Source organism: Pseudomonas sp. R76 (assembly GCF_009834565.1).
Lineage (GTDB): Bacteria > Pseudomonadota > Gammaproteobacteria > Pseudomonadales > Pseudomonadaceae > Aquipseudomonas.
On sequence record NZ_CP019428.1, the window covers coordinates 5604694 to 5619599 of the forward strand.

The 14906-nt window shown below is 55.3% G+C and carries 17 protein-coding genes and 1 tRNA gene; 8 read left to right on the forward strand and 10 right to left on the reverse strand.

Annotation, left to right across the window (positions count from 1 at the left end; translation table 11 throughout):
* The first annotated feature begins 140 nt into the window (after positions 1 to 140).
* Complete coding sequence (gene suhB / locus PspR76_RS25305) at positions 141 to 956, forward strand: type III secretion system regulator SuhB (RefSeq protein ID WP_003175971.1); 816 nt, start codon at positions 141 to 143, stop codon at positions 954 to 956.
* Positions 957 to 1144: 188 nt separating this feature from the next.
* Here suhB and PspR76_RS25310 read toward each other — a convergent pair whose 3' ends face one another.
* From PspR76_RS25310 to queA, 6 genes are all read right to left on the reverse strand, one after another.
* Complete coding sequence (locus PspR76_RS25310; RefSeq protein ID WP_053257883.1) at positions 1145 to 1687, reverse strand: glycine zipper 2TM domain-containing protein; 543 nt, start codon at positions 1685 to 1687, stop codon at positions 1145 to 1147.
* A gap of 124 nt (positions 1688 to 1811) precedes the next feature.
* Positions 1812 to 2726 (reverse strand): protein translocase subunit SecF, encoded by a 915-nt coding sequence (gene secF, locus PspR76_RS25315; RefSeq protein ID WP_159959679.1) that lies wholly within the window; start codon positions 2724 to 2726, stop codon positions 1812 to 1814.
* A gap of 9 nt (positions 2727 to 2735) precedes the next feature.
* A complete protein-coding gene (secD, locus tag PspR76_RS25320; protein WP_159959681.1) occupies positions 2736 to 4607 on the reverse strand; it encodes a protein translocase subunit SecD in 1872 nt (623 codons plus the stop codon).
* A 62-nt stretch (positions 4608 to 4669) separates the two neighbouring features.
* On the reverse strand, positions 4670 to 5008 hold the full coding sequence (gene yajC / locus PspR76_RS25325; protein WP_003175975.1) for a preprotein translocase subunit YajC: 339 nt from the start codon (positions 5006 to 5008) through the stop codon (positions 4670 to 4672).
* 43 nt (positions 5009 to 5051) lie between these two features.
* Positions 5052 to 6167 (reverse strand): tRNA guanosine(34) transglycosylase Tgt, encoded by a 1116-nt coding sequence (gene tgt, locus PspR76_RS25330; protein WP_003175976.1) that lies wholly within the window; start codon positions 6165 to 6167, stop codon positions 5052 to 5054.
* A gap of 5 nt (positions 6168 to 6172) precedes the next feature.
* A complete protein-coding gene (queA, locus tag PspR76_RS25335) occupies positions 6173 to 7237 on the reverse strand; it encodes a tRNA preQ1(34) S-adenosylmethionine ribosyltransferase-isomerase QueA (RefSeq protein WP_159959683.1) in 1065 nt (354 codons plus the stop codon).
* A 108-nt stretch (positions 7238 to 7345) separates the two neighbouring features.
* On the opposite strand from queA, the gene PspR76_RS25340 reads away from it, so the two are divergent.
* Positions 7346 to 7430 (forward strand) — tRNA-Leu (locus tag PspR76_RS25340).
* A 94-nt stretch (positions 7431 to 7524) separates the two neighbouring features.
* On the forward strand, positions 7525 to 7854 hold the full coding sequence (locus PspR76_RS25345; RefSeq protein ID WP_159959685.1) for a hypothetical protein: 330 nt from the start codon (positions 7525 to 7527) through the stop codon (positions 7852 to 7854).
* On the opposite strand, the gene PspR76_RS25350 is transcribed toward PspR76_RS25345, so the two are convergent.
* Entirely contained in the window at positions 7804 to 8463 is a 660-nt protein-coding gene (locus PspR76_RS25350; protein ID WP_159959687.1) for a LysE/ArgO family amino acid transporter, read from the reverse strand. The genes PspR76_RS25345 and PspR76_RS25350 overlap by 51 nt on opposite strands.
* A 24-nt stretch (positions 8464 to 8487) precedes the next feature.
* Complete coding sequence (locus tag PspR76_RS25355; RefSeq protein ID WP_159959689.1) at positions 8488 to 9294, reverse strand: 2OG-Fe(II) oxygenase family protein; 807 nt, start codon at positions 9292 to 9294, stop codon at positions 8488 to 8490.
* Between the two features lie 231 nt (positions 9295 to 9525).
* On the opposite strand from PspR76_RS25355, the gene PspR76_RS25360 reads away from it, so the two are divergent.
* The gene (locus PspR76_RS25360; RefSeq protein ID WP_159959691.1) at positions 9526 to 10218 is read left to right on the forward strand and encodes an NBR1-Ig-like domain-containing protein; all 693 of its coding nucleotides are present in this window, start codon (positions 9526 to 9528) and stop codon (positions 10216 to 10218) included.
* A gap of 34 nt (positions 10219 to 10252) precedes the next feature.
* Here PspR76_RS25360 and PspR76_RS25365 read toward each other — a convergent pair whose 3' ends face one another.
* On the reverse strand, positions 10253 to 10888 hold the full coding sequence (locus PspR76_RS25365) for a LysE family translocator (RefSeq protein ID WP_159959693.1): 636 nt from the start codon (positions 10886 to 10888) through the stop codon (positions 10253 to 10255).
* A gap of 134 nt (positions 10889 to 11022) precedes the next feature.
* Here PspR76_RS25365 and PspR76_RS25370 point away from each other — a divergent pair, with 134 nt between their 5' ends.
* Positions 11023 to 11394 (forward strand): PH domain-containing protein, encoded by a 372-nt coding sequence (locus tag PspR76_RS25370; protein WP_159959695.1) that lies wholly within the window; start codon positions 11023 to 11025, stop codon positions 11392 to 11394.
* A 152-nt stretch (positions 11395 to 11546) separates the two neighbouring features.
* On the opposite strand, the gene PspR76_RS25375 is transcribed toward PspR76_RS25370, so the two are convergent.
* Positions 11547 to 11855 carry a DUF3077 domain-containing protein gene (locus tag PspR76_RS25375; protein ID WP_159959697.1) on the reverse strand — a complete coding sequence of 103 codons (309 nt, stop codon included), beginning with the start codon at positions 11853 to 11855 and terminating at the stop codon, positions 11547 to 11549.
* A 487-nt stretch (positions 11856 to 12342) separates the two neighbouring features.
* Between PspR76_RS25375 and PspR76_RS25380 the strand changes: the two genes are divergently transcribed.
* The 3 genes from PspR76_RS25380 to PspR76_RS25390 are packed head-to-tail and all read left to right on the forward strand — an operon-like array spanning position 12343 to position 14774.
* A complete protein-coding gene (locus tag PspR76_RS25380; RefSeq protein WP_159959699.1) occupies positions 12343 to 12483 on the forward strand; it encodes a hypothetical protein in 141 nt (46 codons plus the stop codon).
* Positions 12480 to 13436, forward strand: coding sequence for a GGDEF domain-containing protein (locus PspR76_RS25385; RefSeq protein ID WP_159959701.1), 957 nt, complete (start codon positions 12480 to 12482; stop codon positions 13434 to 13436). The genes PspR76_RS25380 and PspR76_RS25385 overlap by 4 nt, the downstream gene beginning before the upstream one ends.
* Before the next feature lie 54 nt (positions 13437 to 13490).
* Positions 13491 to 14774 carry a hypothetical protein gene (locus PspR76_RS25390; RefSeq protein ID WP_159959703.1) on the forward strand — a complete coding sequence of 428 codons (1284 nt, stop codon included), beginning with the start codon at positions 13491 to 13493 and terminating at the stop codon, positions 14772 to 14774.
* Positions 14775 to 14906: the final 132 nt, after the last annotated feature.

Here is a 14906-nt window from a genome sequence, read left to right on the forward strand (position 1 = left end):
GCGCTCTCGGACACGGGAAAGGGGAGCAAATCTTACAGAACAGCCTAAGGTTATGCCATGAAAGCTAACGTCGTCCTTCACCTGAAGAAAGTTTCTGCTAGAATGCTCGGCTTTCTTTAACAACCTTAGGTGACACATCCATGCAGCCCATGCTGAATATCGCGCTGCGCGCCGCCCGCAGCGCCAGTGAATTGATCTTCCGCTCCATCGAGCGCCTGGATACCATCAAGGTCGACGAAAAAGACGCCAAGGATTATGTATCCGAGGTGGATCGCGCCGCCGAACAGAAAATCATCGACGCTCTGCGCAAGGCCTACCCTACCCACGGCATCCTCGGTGAAGAAACCGGTTTGCACAAAGGCAGCGGCGAAGGCGAAGACTACCTGTGGATCATCGACCCACTGGACGGCACCACCAACTTCCTGCGCGGCATCCCACACTTCGCTGTGAGCATTGCCTGCAAATACCGTGGCCGTCTGGAACACGCTGTTGTGCTGGACCCGGTTCGCCAGGAAGAATTCACCGCCAGCCGTGGCCGTGGCGCCCAGCTGAACGGTCGTCGCCTGCGCGTAAGCGGCCGCACCAGCCTCGACGGCGCCCTGCTGGGCACTGGCTTCCCGTTCCGTGACGACCAGATGGACAACCTGGAAAACTACCTGGGCATGTTCCGCGCCCTGGTTGGCCAGACCGCCGGCATCCGTCGCGCTGGCGCGGCAAGCCTGGATCTGGCTTACGTAGCTGCCGGTCGTTTCGATGCGTTCTGGGAGTCGGGCCTGTCCGAGTGGGACATGGCTGCAGGCGCCCTGCTGATCCAGGAAGCGGGCGGCCTGGTGAGCGACTTCACCGGTGGTCACGACTTCCTTGAGAAAGGCCACGTAGTTGCCGGCAACACCAAATGCTTCAAGGCAGTACTGACGGCGATCCAGCCGCACCTGCCGGCTTCGCTGAAGCGTTAAGCGAGCAAGCACAAAAAAGCACCCCGAGGGGTGCTTTTTTATGCCTGGGATTTGAGCCTGCAACACAAATCAAATGTGGGAGCTGGCTTGCCTGCGATAGCGGCCTGCCAGCCAGCTGATTAGCTGCTGACCCACCGCTATCGCCGGCAAGCCAGCTCCCACATTTAGACCGAAGCCAGGCTTTGGAATTACTGCTGGTTCTGGCCCAGAATCAAACGACCTTCTTTGTCGACTGGAATCTGACCACCTGGATCACGGTCCATACGCACCGAACCTTCTTTACCATCCAGGGTGTACCGCACGTCATAGCCGACAACCTTGTCGCTGATGTCGTTGACGGTGTTACAACGGGTTTGCGTGGTGGTGTAGGTATCGCGGTTCTGCATGCCTTCCTGAACCTTGTTACCGGCGTAACCGCCACCGACCGCACCGGCTACCGTAGCCAGCTTCTTGCCATTACCGCCACCGACCTGGTTACCCAACAGGCCACCAGCCAGTGCACCGACCACGGTGCCGACGATTTGGTGTTGATCCTGCACAGGCTTCTGCCGGGTTACGGCGACGTCTTTGCAGACTTCACGCGGGGTTTTAATCTGGGTTTTCACCGGCTGTACCGCCAGCACTTGCGCATACTCAGGGCCGCTTTTTACCAGGCTGTAGGTGGCAACAGCACCCCCGGCAGTCACACCGACAGCACCCAATACCGCACCAACCAGCAACGACTTGTTCACGTTGAACCTCCTGACCATCACAAACGGACCGAACGATCCGCGCTATACCCAGCCTTGGAGCAAAAAAAAAGGCGCGAGTTCAATACTCGCGCCTTCTTTGTAACAGCGTGTCAACGAACGCCCATCAAGGGCGGTCGTCGACCTCCTTGCCGGTAGCGGCAGGAGGGATCAAGTCTTCGCTGTTGAGGTTCAGCCAGATCAGCACCACGTTGGCGATGTAGATCGACGAGTAGGTGCCCGCCAGAACGCCGATGAACAGCGCCAGGGAGAAGCCCCACAGGTTGTCGCCACCGAAGATCATCAGCGCCGCAATCGCCAGCAACGTGGAGATCGAGGTCGCCATGGTCCGCAGCAGAGTCTGGGTCGTGGAAACGTTGATGTTTTCGATCAGCGACGCCTTGCGCAGTACGCGGAAGTTCTCGCGAACCCGGTCGAATACCACGATGGTGTCGTTGAGCGAGTAACCAATGATCGCCAGCACCGCCGCCAACACCGTCAGGTCGAAGGTGATCTGGAAGTACGCGAGGATACCCACGGTCACGATCACGTCGTGGATCAGCGACACAATGGCGCCGACACCGAACTTCCACTGAAAGCGGAACGCCAGGTAAATCATGATGCCGGCCAGCGCCATCAGCATGCCGAGGCCGCCCTGGTCGCGCAGCTCTTCACCCACCTGCGGGCCAACGAACTCAACGCGCTTGACCGACGCCGGGTTGTCGCCGCCGACCTTCTGCAAGGCCTCGGCTACCTGGTGACCCAGTTGCGGGTCTTCGCCCGGCATACGCACCAGCAGGTCGGTGGTGGCACCAAAGCTCTGCACGATGGCTTCGTGATAGCCGGCCTTGACCAGCTCATTGCGCACCAGGGTGACGTCGGCGGGCTTCTCGTAGGTCAGCTCGATGAGCGTACCGCCGGTGAAGTCCAGGCCGTAGTTCAGGCCCTTATGGAACCAGCTGAACAACGCCAGAACGGTGAGCACCATGGTGAAGCCGAACGCAACGTTGCGAACGCCCATGAAGTTGATTGTACGTAACATGGCAGCCCCTTAAATCCACAACTTCTTGAAGTCACGCCCGCCAAAGATCAGGTTGACCATTGCGCGGGTCACCATGATGGCCGTGAACATCGAGGTAAAGATACCGAGGGACATGGTCACCGCAAAACCTTTGACCGGGCCGGTGCCCATGGCAAAGAGAATCCCGCCGACCAGCAAAGTGGTCAAGTTGGAGTCGAGAATCGCGGTAAATGCCCGGCCGAAGCCTTCGTTGATTGCACGCTGTACGGTCATGCCCGCCGCAATCTCTTCACGAATACGCGAGAAGATCAGTACGTTGGCGTCTACCGCCATACCCATGGTGAGCACGATACCGGCGATACCTGGCAGGGTCAGCGTAGCGCCCAGCAGCGACATCAAGGCCAGCAGCATCACCATGTTGCCCGCCAGGGCCACGGTGGCGATGATGCCGAAGAAGCGGTAGATGGCGATGATGAACAGCGACACGAACAGCATGCCCCACAAGGCTGCGTCGATACCTTTGGTGATGTTGTCGGCACCCAGGCTCGGGCCAATGGTGCGTTCTTCAGCGAAGTACATCGGCGCCGCCAAGCCACCAGCACGCAGCAGCAGCGCCAGCTCGGACGATTCGCCCTGGCCGTTCAGGCCAGTGATGCGGAATTGAGCACCCAGCGGCGACTGGATGGTCGCCAGGCTGATGATCTTCTTCTCTTCCTTGAAGGTCTGCACCGGCACGTCTTTCTCGACGCCGTCGACCACTTGCTTGGTGTAAGTGGTAACCGGACGTTGCTCGATGAAGATCACCGCCATGCTGCGGCCGACGTTGCTGCGCGTGGCGCGGCTCATCAAGTCGCCGCCGTGGCCATCCAGACGGATGTTCACTTCAGGCGTGCCGTGCTGCGAGTCAAAACCCGCCTTGGCGTCGGTCACCTGGTCACCGGTGATGATCAAGCCACGCTCGATCAACGCTGGAGGACGGTTACCTTCACGGAACTCGAATTCTTCGGCAGTCGCGCGGGAAGCCCCCGGCTCAGCAGCCAGACGGAATTCCAGGTTGGCGGTTTTACCCAGGATACGCTTGGCTTCAGCGGTGTCCTGTACGCCCGGCAGTTCAACCACGATGCGGTTGGCACCCTGACGCTGAACGATCGGCTCGGCCACACCCAGCTCGTTGACGCGGTTACGTACCGTGGTCAAGTTCTGCTTGATGGAGTATTCGCGGATTTCCGCCAGCTTGGCCGGGGTCATCGCCAGACGCAGTACAGGTTGGCCGTTCAGGTCAGCCGGTACGATGTCGAAATCGTTGAAGTTCTTGCGCACCAGCGCACGGGCCTGTTCGCGGGTAGCTTCGTCAGAGAAGCCCAGCTGGATGGCACCGTTAAGCTGCGGCAGGCTGCGATAACGCACCTTCTCTTTACGCAGCAGGCTCTTGACGTCGCCTTCGTAGACCTTCAGGCGTGCGTCGAGGGCCTTGTCCATGTCGACTTCCAGCAGGAAGTGCACACCACCGGACAAGTCCAGACCCAGCTTCATCGGGTGCGCGCCAATGCTGCGCAGCCATTTTGGCGTGGTCTGTGCCAGGTTCAGTGCAACAACGTAGTCGTCACCCATGGCCTTGCGCACAACGTCTTTGGCCGGCAATTGGTCTTCTGCCTTGGTCAGGCGCAGCAAGCCGCCCTTCGCATCAGATGCCAGTGTTGCCGCTTTAACCTGGATGCCCGCGTCGGTCAGCGCTTTGCTCGCGCGTTCCAGGTCAGCCTGATTGACTTGCAGCGAAGTGCTGGCGCCAGTGATCTGGATCGCAGGGTCATCAGGATAAAGATTGGGAGCGGAATAAATAAAACCGATCGCCAGCACCGCCAGGATCAGTACGTATTTCCACAGAGGGTATTTGTTCAGCATCACGCCGCCCGCTTATAACGCGGGGCGCCTTGCGCGCCCCGTCGATTGGTAAAGGTTGTTACTCAGATCGCTTTGAGCGTGCCTTTTGGCAGCGTGGCGGCGATGGCGCCCTTCTGGAACTTCATTTCTACGGTGTCGGAGACTTCCAGAACCACGAAAGCATCGGAAACCTTGGTGATCTTGCCGGCGATGCCGCCAGTGGTCACAACTTCGTCGCCTTTTTGCAGGCTGCCCAGCAGGTTTTTCTGCTCTTTGGCGCGCTTGGCCTGTGGACGCCAGATCATCAGGTAGAAGATGACCAGGAAGCCGACCAGGAAAATCCACTCAAAACCACCGCCCATAGGGCCGGCAGCGGCAGGCGCAGCGGCGTCAGCCATGGCATTAGAGATAAAAAAGCTCATTTAGCACTCCAGTTGCAAATAGTGAATCTTAGGGTCGGAAAACTCAGTCCAAGGGCGGCACAGGGAGCCCGCGCTTGGCATAGAAGGCATCGACGAAGGCGGCCAATGTACCCTGTTGAATAGCCTCGCGCAAACCAGCCATCAGGACTTGGTAGTGACGCAAATTGTGGATGGTATTCAACATGCTACCCAGCATTTCCCCGCACTTGTCCAGATGGTGCAGATAAGCACGCGAGAAGTTCTGGCAGGTGTAGCAGTCACAGGTGGGATCCAGCGGCGAATCATCATGGCGATGGAACGCGTTACGGATCTTCAGCACGCCTGTATCGATGAACAGATGCCCATTGCGGGCATTACGGGTTGGCATCACGCAATCGAACATGTCCACACCGCGGCGCACACCCTCTACGAGATCTTCCGGTTTGCCAACGCCCATAAGGTAACGAGGTTTGTCAGCCGGCATCAGGCCTGGCAGGTAATCCAGCACCTTGATCATTTCGTGCTTGGGCTCGCCCACCGACAAACCGCCGATGGCCAGGCCATCAAAGCCGATTTTGTCCAAGCCTTCCAGCGAGCGCTTGCGCAGGCTTTCGTGCATGCCGCCCTGGACGATACCGAACAGCGCCGCAGTGTTGTCGCCGTGGGCGTTCTTCGAACGCTGGGCCCAACGCAACGATAGCTCCATGGAGATACGCGCGACGTCTTCGTCCGCCGGGTACGGCGTGCATTCGTCGAAGATCATCACGATGTCGGAACCCAGGTCGCGCTGCACCTGCATCGATTCTTCCGGGCCCATGAACACCTTGGAACCGTCGACCGGCGAGGCGAAGGTCACGCCTTCTTCCTTGATCTTGCGCATGGCGCCCAGGCTGAACACCTGGAAACCACCGGAGTCGGTGAGGATCGGGCCTTGCCACTTCATGAAGTCATGCAGGTCGCCATGCTTCTTGATCACTTCCGTGCCTGGGCGCAGCCACAGGTGGAAGGTGTTGCCGAGAATGATCTCGGCGCCAGTGGCGACGATGTCACGCGGCAGCATGCCTTTAACGGTGCCGTAGGTGCCCACCGGCATGAAGGCCGGGGTTTCGACGGTGCCGCGCGGGAAAGTGAGGCGACCACGACGAGCCTTGCCGTCCGTGGCCAACAGTTCAAACGACATACGACTCATGATTGTTCCTCAGGGCCCGCTTCTTTAGGAGCAGTCGGCGCAGGGTTACGGGTGATAAACATCGCATCACCGTAGCTGAAAAAACGGTACTCGTTGGCGATGGCGGCTTGATAAGCAGCCATGGTTTCCGGGTAACCGGCAAATGCCGACACCAGCATCAACAGCGTGGATTCCGGCAAATGGAAGTTGGTGACCAGGCAATCGACCACATGGAACGGCCGGCCTGGGAAGATAAAGATATCGGTGTCGCCGCTGAACGGCTTGAGCACGCCATCACGCGCCGCACTCTCCAGCGAACGCACGCTGGTGGTGCCGACAGCAACAACACGACCGCCACGCGCCTTGCACGCAGCAACGGCATCCACGACTTCCTGGCTGACTTCCAGCCACTCGCTATGCATATGGTGGTCTTCGATGTTATCCACACGCACCGGCTGAAACGTGCCGGCCCCCACGTGCAGGGTCACATAGGCGCTTTCGACGCCCTTGGCGGCAATCGCGTCCAGCAGCGGCTGGTCGAAATGCAGGCCCGCAGTCGGCGCGGCCACAGCGCCAAGGCGCTGCGAGTACACCGTCTGATAGCGCTCGCGGTCCGCGTCTTCGTCGGGGCGGTCTATATAAGGAGGCAACGGCATATGGCCGACGCGCTCCAGCAGCGGCAACACCTCTTCGGCGAACCTGAGCTCGAACAACGCGTCATGGCGCGCGACCATCTCGGCCTCGCCACCGCCATCGATCAAGATGCTCGAACCCGGTTTCGGCGACTTGCTGGAGCGCACATGGGCCAGCACGCGATGGCTGTCCAGCACCCGCTCCACCAGAATTTCCAGCTTGCCGCCGGACGCTTTCTGGCCAAACAGCCGTGCCGGAATCACCCGGGTATTGTTAAACACCATCAAATCGCCTGGGCGCAAATGCTCAAGCAAATCAGTGAATTGACGGTGTGCGAGGGCACCGCTGACCCCGTCCAGGGTCAGCAGTCGACTGGCGCGACGCTCGGCCAAAGGGTGGCGAGCGATCAGCGAATCAGGGAGCTCAAAAGTAAAGTCAGCAACGCGCATGATGGGGTTCGTCTAGCAGGGCCGGGAAGTCTAGCGGAAATAGTGAAAATAGACCATGAAACGTGATTGACCAACGGTAATCTCATCTCTATACTTCGCCGCCATTGAGCCCTGATGGCGGAATTGGTAGACGCGGCGGATTCAAAATCCGTTTTCGAAAGGAGTGGGAGTTCGAGTCTCCCTCGGGGCACCATCTTAAAGAAAGACCTTGAAATTCAAGGTCTTTTTTTTCGCCTGTAGAAAAGTGGGTGAACACAGGCGAACGCAGACGTTGAGGAGCCGGGACCATGGAATTGACGCTGGAAGCTGTTGCGCTTTTTGCTCTCAAGCTGGTGCATGAGGCCGAAGGCGCGAGCCCGATTCTGCGGGACGATCTGGTGATGGATGGGTATGAGCGCGAGGTGTTTGGGTTGTTGGTGCGCCAAGGGGATTTGGCCACGATTCAACGCAAACTTAATGAATGCATTGCCCAGGCAATGACTACTTTAGGCGGTGCCGACACCGTACTCGGGCGCGAGCTGCATAAGCTGGCCGCCGCTGTGCAGCAGGTCCGCAGCCTTGATGAGCTAAGCCCGCCGCTGACCACCCTCCAGGGCTATCTGAAAGATATCCAGTGAATCAACGATCAACATGCCGGCCAGGTAAACCATCAGCACTGCAACGCCAGCGTCCAAACATCGCCACACCACGGGTGCGCGAAACAGCCAGGTCAAACGCTGGCATCCCAGCGCCAACAGCACAAACCACACCAACGACGCTGTCATCGCGCCTGTCGCGAACAGCGCTTGTTGGCCTGCGGGTTTGGCCGCACCGATAGAGCCGATCAGCACCACCGTATCCAGCCAGGCATAGGGGTCGGCGAAGCCGAGCACCATTGCCGTGCGTAACAGCCCGCGTTGTGAATTGCCGCCTTGAGTGTCCGGCATGGACTGGTTGCGGATGCAGGCCAGCAAGCGCTGACCACCGAACCACAACAGATAGGCCGCGCCAGACAAGAGCAATAGCGCCATCACCGCCGGCCAACTTTCCAGTACTGACCCTAACCCCGTGACGCCGATAGCGATCAGGAGGACATCGGCCAGCACACAAATAGCGACCACCCACCAGATGGGACCACGGCCGACACCTTGGCGGATCACCAAGGTGTCTTTTGGGCCGGGGGCCGCGAACAGTCCGATGCCCAGGAGCAAGCCTTCGAGGTACAGGGCGTTGAAGTGTGGAAACATGGAATGTTCGAACCCGCACGGCGATTAAAGAAGTTGGATAGGCTGATTGCCGAAACCGGTATGACGCGCGTTGACGGCGCCGTTCAGGTCAATGGGTTTGCGGCGGAAAAAGCTGGTTGGCAGCTGCTCCGGGCTCGGATTTGCAAAGTAAATCAACGAGCTTCTGGCGACCGGCTGTTTAGGTGCCAGCACAGCATGATAGGCAGCCGGAATGGACTGATCGGAAAGCTCGGTGAGCAAGGAGCCTGCCAGCACTGCAATCTCGCCTTCCAGGAGCCTAACCGGCTCTAACGAACCGCCCTTGACCAAGACCAGCCCTTCGCGGTTAGGCTTGATAAATGACAGCATGTGCCCATCTTCATGAGGGTCCTGAGCAAATTGACGCGCGCCGTTTGTGGCCTGAGCACCGTATACACAGAGCTGGATATAAGACGCCAACCGCAAGGGTGCTAATGGCGCAACGCCAAACTCTGCACAAATGCCGTCCATTAATCCTTGGGCGAGCTCGCTGACCTGGCGCTCAAAACTATCCACCGCGGTAAAGAACGGGCTCTGGGTGAATTCCAGATCCATTCGCTTCGACGCATGCGCGGGCCAGTAACAGAAGCGCTCACACAAGTCCGGGTGGTCTTCGATACTCGAATATTCAGCGCCAAAAGGGAAAAAACCGTCAGTGTCTTCGGCAAAGGAAAATGATTGCTTGGTGGTTTGGGAAATGGCCGAGTACCCATCAATGATCTTTTTGTAATCCTGCTGCATCGCATCTGAAATCTGCAGGGTGCCAAAGCCTGATCGGGCAATAGATTCACAGCACGCTTTTATCTGTTTCATAGCTATATCCAGAGATAGTTGTAAAGGAATGCAACAAACACGAGGTCGCAAGCATGCGAGAAACCGCGACACTGGATATAGCCAATCAAAACGCGGACTATCCATGTCCTTCACAACGTCGCTAGCAGGGTGCGAGTGTGCATGGGCCACTACCCGTTGCGGCGAGCAGGTTGTCCTTTTTGGCTAACAACGTAACGACCTTCACCAAGGACTGGGGATGAGTAATCGACTATGAGCATCAAGACGCGCGACACCCTCCGAGCGCTGGTCGTACGACGCAGCCGGGAACTGGGTAAATCCATGACCATTCTGGCCAAGGAAGCCGGCATTTCCAGAACCTACCTCTACGGATTGGCGGGCGGTGCTTCCCAAGACCCATCCGTACGCACGCTGATCAAACTCGCCAAGGCGCTGCAGGTTTCTCCGCTGTTGCTGTTCCGCTATTTCGCCGACCTCGCAGGCGCGCCGGCTGACGCCAACTCACTGGCCACCACCAACCGCGCTATCAGCCTGAATGACCCGAGTGATATCGCCGTCTTCAATGCAGACGTCACCACGCCCGACCAAACCGTGGTGCTGCCCGGCGAAGTTTTTCAGAAAACCTGGGAGCTCCAGAACCTCGGCACTCGCCCCTGGCGCGGCCGCAAACTGGTGCGGGTGGACGGCGAATACGTCATCGCCCGGCGCACCGCCACGGGCGCGCCCTTGGAAGTGGTGATGGACACACACCTGCGCAGCCTGAACAACGAAATTGCCATTGCAGAAACCCTGCCCGGCCAGCCGGTGCACATCACCGTGGAATTCGCCGCGCCCAAGGAAACCTGCACCGTCACGTCGATCTGGCGGATCGAGGATGAACACGGCCAGCCCTGCTACGGCCCCGCCTTCATCCTCCACGTGATCGTCAACGTCATGGCCCGCTGAGCACGGAACCAAACGCCGTGTTGCGACCACCCACTTAGCGCCGCCCTTCAGCCGCCATACGCACGGCCAACCCCATCAACACCGAGCCCATCACCCAACGCTGCACCACCTGCCAACCCGGCCGGGTGACGAAGAACACCGCGATGGAGCCCGCCATGATGGCAATCACCGAGTTAACGCTGACGCTGATAGCAATCTGCGTAAAGCCCAGGATCAGCGACTGCGCCAGCACACTGCCATGGCCGTTCGGGTCAATGAACTGCGGCAACAATGACAAATACATCACCGCCACCTTGGGGTTCAGCAGGTTGGTCACAAAGCCCATCATGAACAGCTTGCGCGGGCTGTCCTGGGGCAAATTGCGAACCTGAAAGGGCGAACGGCCACCCGGCTTGACCGCCTGCCAGGCCAGGTACACCAGGTACAACGCACCGCCGAGGCGCAGCGCGTCGTACGCAAAGGGCACCGCCATCACCAATGCGGTAATGCCCAACGCCGCGCAAAACATATAAACAAGGAAACCCAACGCAACACCGCCCAGCGAAATCAACCCGGCCGTGCGGCCCTGGCAAATCGAGCGGGAAATGAGGTAAATCATGTTCGGCCCGGGCGTGAGCACCATGCCGAGTGAGATCAGGCCATAAGCAAGCCAGCTGGACAGTTCGGGCATGGTGTCGCTCCTTGAATAGTGTGCTGGGCGCCATGGTAAGGCGCTGAACAGCAGCCCGTTAGATACAGATCCACGAGCAAAACGTCATACACACACGCCGGCGCATACCGCCCCATTCACCCAAGGACAGGCACATGATCGACTTCAACAACAAAGGCTTCTTCAAACTCAAACAAAACAACGAATACGCCGAACGCGTCTCGGCCCTGCTGCTCGACGGTGAAGAAGTGATCGACGCCTACAAAGCCATGCGCGACGGCGTAGTCTTCACCACCAAACGCATCATCGCGGTGAACGTGCAGGGGATTACCGGCAGCAAGAAGGACTTCAACTCGCTGCCGTACAAAAACATCGTCGCGTACTCAGTGGAAACGTCCGGCACATTTGATCTGGATTCGGAACTTGAGATTTACTTTTCATCGCTGGGGAAAGTGAAGTTTGAGTTCACCGGAAAGACTTCGATTGTGGAAATCTCGCAGATCATTTCCAAGCACCTGCTGGCCTGAATTGCAGGCAAAAAAAAGACCTTGGCGTCCCAAGGTCTCTTTTACTGCTAAACGATTTACACGGATGTACCAAGATCAAAATGTGGGAGCTGGCTTGTCGGGTCGCCGCATCGCTGCGAAGACGCCAGCCCAAACACCATCACCTCACCCGCCTACACACCAACAGCCTCCCCCTCCTCCATCACCCCATTCGGCAACATCCCATTCGCCAAATCATCCACCACCGCCTTCGCCATCTCCCCCAAATAATGCGCTGCCCAGGCGTAACGGTCCGCGCTCTTGTCCATGGCGGCATCCAACGCGAGCATTTTGGAACAGTGAAGTAGTTCTGAAGCATGTTCCAGGGCATCGCGGATGGGTACGCCGGAGTTGACGCGGAATAGGCGGTGGAGGTCGGGCTGTTGGCCGCAGGTGGAGAAGGTGATGATGCCGAGGGTTTTGTTGAGGGGTGGGTTGATCATTGGGCACCTCCGTTAGGTGCCAAAGCACAAAAGACAGAAAGGTCAAAAACAAGCATGTCGTGATAAGTCATCGGTGCATCTCCCATACCTAATTGGAGCTGCCACGTTCGTTTCCAAGCGAATGGGTGGCAGCTGTACGCAGGTTGGAAAACCGGGGGTATAGGTCCCGGCAGGACCGAAGTCCTCCCGCGCACAGCCGCCATTACACAAAATCGCAGGCAAAAAAAAGCGCCTGTAATCGTGTTTGGGGCGCTGGTGCGCCTATACCTAATCGGGTTTCCAAGCCCGGTCGCTGATTTTGCAGCAACGGTAAAAAGGGTACCTTGATGAGCTAAAGGGCACAAGCAAGTTCGCTTCCTGCTTTAGTCCGATTATATGTCACAAGAAATTGGCCGCGGGTCATGGAAGCAGAAAGCCACACCAATCCCTTGCGTCTCGCAGGCACAACGGCGAGGATTAGGAAATACAAAAAACCAAGGAGGGCCAGATGAACAAAAAAAACACATTAATATTAAGCACTGCAAATCTTTCACCCAACTTTGAAAATTTAATACCACCACACTATCGATTTCTTCGAAGCAAAGAAAACGACATGCAAAAACTCTCAAAAAAAAGAAATAAAAAATGAAACTTGACAAAATAATTGCACTGAAAATTGAATTCGATAGAGAGTTAGCCTCCCAAAATATAACGTGCAAACTTCATTATAAGGATGATAACCAATGGAAAGAGCTAGGTGGTCCACCACCGAGCTCGCAAGTTATTCAAAATCTCGAAAAATCCATAAGCGAGGTCGTGGCACATCACTCCCCTAGTAGTTTAACAGCCCGCTATTATTTGCAAACATACAATGCAACCGTATCACTTTCTTTTGCGAAGTCTCCCAGACTGGAAACCAGAAAAAAATACAGAGACTTAATTGAAAGAATACAGGAGAGCGCCTCTAACGCCTACAGAGTATCTCATCACGCACTTACGCACTTGCTTGCAAAAGAAGCTTTCCGAGAAGAACTTCGAACAACACTTGAAAAAATAAGTGGCAAGCAGTCCTCCGACATTGCGCTTCAAGAGAGTAAGCATACAAAAATTCTCGCTGTATTTGCTTTAGATATAGACTACTTCAAACAAGTAAACGATACGTGGGGTCACCTCTACGGCGATCAGGTTCTAAAAGCGTTCGGCAGACGTTTAGAAAAATGTGCAACCTTGATACAAGCTCAATCTCCCGACACGCTTATTCACATAGGTCATCCTTCAGGTGAAGAGTACCTCATAACTATTTCCGCGAATGCCCCCCGCGACCAATTTGTCATTTGGGCTAACCAATTCAGATCATCAATATGTGACGAAATTCTTCCAAGTGACGACGAGTGGCAATGGTTATCTAAAAGCGACAACCTTTCAGCGCTTACAGCCCCTCCGACAACAGAGCGCGGAGTATCTACGAGCATAGGAATTGCGTTCCACTCGAGTATATCCAAAGCAGATCTAAGTACTGATCCAACTGCGGAGCTTTTAGACTTGGCTGATACAGCTCTATATAGAGCAAAAGCTGCAGGCAGAAACCAAGTAATACTTTAAGATGAAATCCTATCTTCTTGCGGAAGAATTTTAGAGCAAAATCCCCATACGGGTGTGATTGCTATAGATATAGGATCAAATGTTGGAGTTCTCGTCGGCCAAGAGTTCAAAGTATTTCATCCTACCTTCAGTGGAAAAATGAAATTCTCAGTAAATGATGGCAGAACAACTAGAACCTTAGGAACTTATCCAAGGGTTGAAAGCGCCAGAATAACAGTCTTCAATTCTCAGCCTGAAATATCATTCGCGGTAATAGATAGCACTGATGAAGTTTATCTTAACCTTGAGCCGGGCTGCCATTTAGAGGCTATTCCAGCAGGAAGTATTGGCCACCTGCTGTCTAACGCATCAAAATACTTCGCTTCGCCCCACGATACTTTGAAAACAGGCGACATAAACTCTCTACAAGAGTTTATAGCATCCTCAACAAAAGAAGCGTTTCCCTTTGCAACTGTAATCAGATTCACTCGCGAGCCTGACTATCTAAAAAAATATGGCACCGCTGCTCTCAACAAAGCTCTTGCCAAACTATATAGATGCGCACAATCCGAATTCACTCATTCCAATTTAATTGCAATACTCGACACTGGATCGATTTGCATAGTAGGGCCAGATAGCAATTATAGCGAAAAGAAAATATCAAATATAATTAAAGAAATAAATTCAGACCTGCCGAGCCTTGAAGTTATTGCTGGCATCTGCTGCAACAATGACGTAACAGAATGGAAAGAACTAACCAATTCCAAAATCGACAAAAAAGGAATAATCGAATTAGCTAGATTTTCCGCTTCTGAAAAAACAAAAAATCAGAGCAACTCAATTATCCACTTCACCTTAAACACAACCATCCTGATACTTCAAGAACTACATAAGACGCAACTATTAGAAACGGCTTACACAGACTTCAAGAGACTTGTAACTTTGGGGGTCGATGCCGCACCAATATATAACCTAGGAGGACTTTTAGCATCCGGTCTAGGAATGCCACTAAAATCATTAGAAAATTATCATGCCGCATGCCAGAAGGACCCAACCCTAACCACTTACAAGACAAATTATGCAACTGCCGCACTTAAGCTTGATGAAGTAGAACTTGGATTGAAAGTTCTCAACACTCTTACCGACGCGGATATAGAAAACATTTACAAAGCACACCCTTACGGATTTTTTGCATACACCGCGCTATTAGCAAAAGCAAAGCTATATAACTCTCCGGCATTCAACGAAAGCAGATTCAAATTAATGGCAGAGAGAGCTATATCCCTGACTGAAATTTCAGGCCAACTCCAAAGTTCCACAACAGCCATCCAACAAGCAATGACATTTCCAAATAATTAGCGCCAGTCTAAGTTACAACCAAGGGCGGAGCTCATTAAATCATGACACGCCCTTTTCCCTCTAAAAACCGGGAGAGAATTATTCGCTATAATAGAGTGTCACGCCATTCTCTATCGACTAACACTCTTAACG

Coding starts and splice junctions, on each gene's coding strand:
- PspR76_RS25345 (WP_159959685.1), top strand. CDS start 7,525: ATGGAATTGACGCTGGAAGCTGTTGCGCTTTTTGCTCTCAAGCTGGTG.
- PspR76_RS25355 (WP_159959689.1), bottom strand. CDS start 9,294: ATGAAACAGATAAAAGCGTGCTGTGAATCTATTGCCCGATCAGGCTTT.
- tgt (WP_003175976.1), bottom strand. CDS start 6,167: ATGTCGTTTGAACTGTTGGCCACGGACGGCAAGGCTCGTCGTGGTCGC.
- secD (WP_159959681.1), bottom strand. CDS start 4,607: ATGCTGAACAAATACCCTCTGTGGAAATACGTACTGATCCTGGCGGTG.
- PspR76_RS25385 (WP_159959701.1), top strand. CDS start 12,480: ATGAAACTTGACAAAATAATTGCACTGAAAATTGAATTCGATAGAGAG.
- PspR76_RS25375 (WP_159959697.1), bottom strand. CDS start 11,855: ATGATCAACCCACCCCTCAACAAAACCCTCGGCATCATCACCTTCTCC.
- PspR76_RS25370 (WP_159959695.1), top strand. CDS start 11,023: ATGATCGACTTCAACAACAAAGGCTTCTTCAAACTCAAACAAAACAAC.
- PspR76_RS25380 (WP_159959699.1), top strand. CDS start 12,343: ATGAACAAAAAAAACACATTAATATTAAGCACTGCAAATCTTTCACCC.
- PspR76_RS25360 (WP_159959691.1), top strand. CDS start 9,526: ATGAGCATCAAGACGCGCGACACCCTCCGAGCGCTGGTCGTACGACGC.
- secF (WP_159959679.1), bottom strand. CDS start 2,726: ATGTTACGTACAATCAACTTCATGGGCGTTCGCAACGTTGCGTTCGGC.
- queA (WP_159959683.1), bottom strand. CDS start 7,237: ATGCGCGTTGCTGACTTTACTTTTGAGCTCCCTGATTCGCTGATCGCT.
- yajC (WP_003175975.1), bottom strand. CDS start 5,008: ATGAGCTTTTTTATCTCTAATGCCATGGCTGACGCCGCTGCGCCTGCC.
- suhB (WP_003175971.1), top strand. CDS start 141: ATGCAGCCCATGCTGAATATCGCGCTGCGCGCCGCCCGCAGCGCCAGT.
- PspR76_RS25365 (WP_159959693.1), bottom strand. CDS start 10,888: ATGCCCGAACTGTCCAGCTGGCTTGCTTATGGCCTGATCTCACTCGGC.
- PspR76_RS25350 (WP_159959687.1), bottom strand. CDS start 8,463: ATGTTTCCACACTTCAACGCCCTGTACCTCGAAGGCTTGCTCCTGGGC.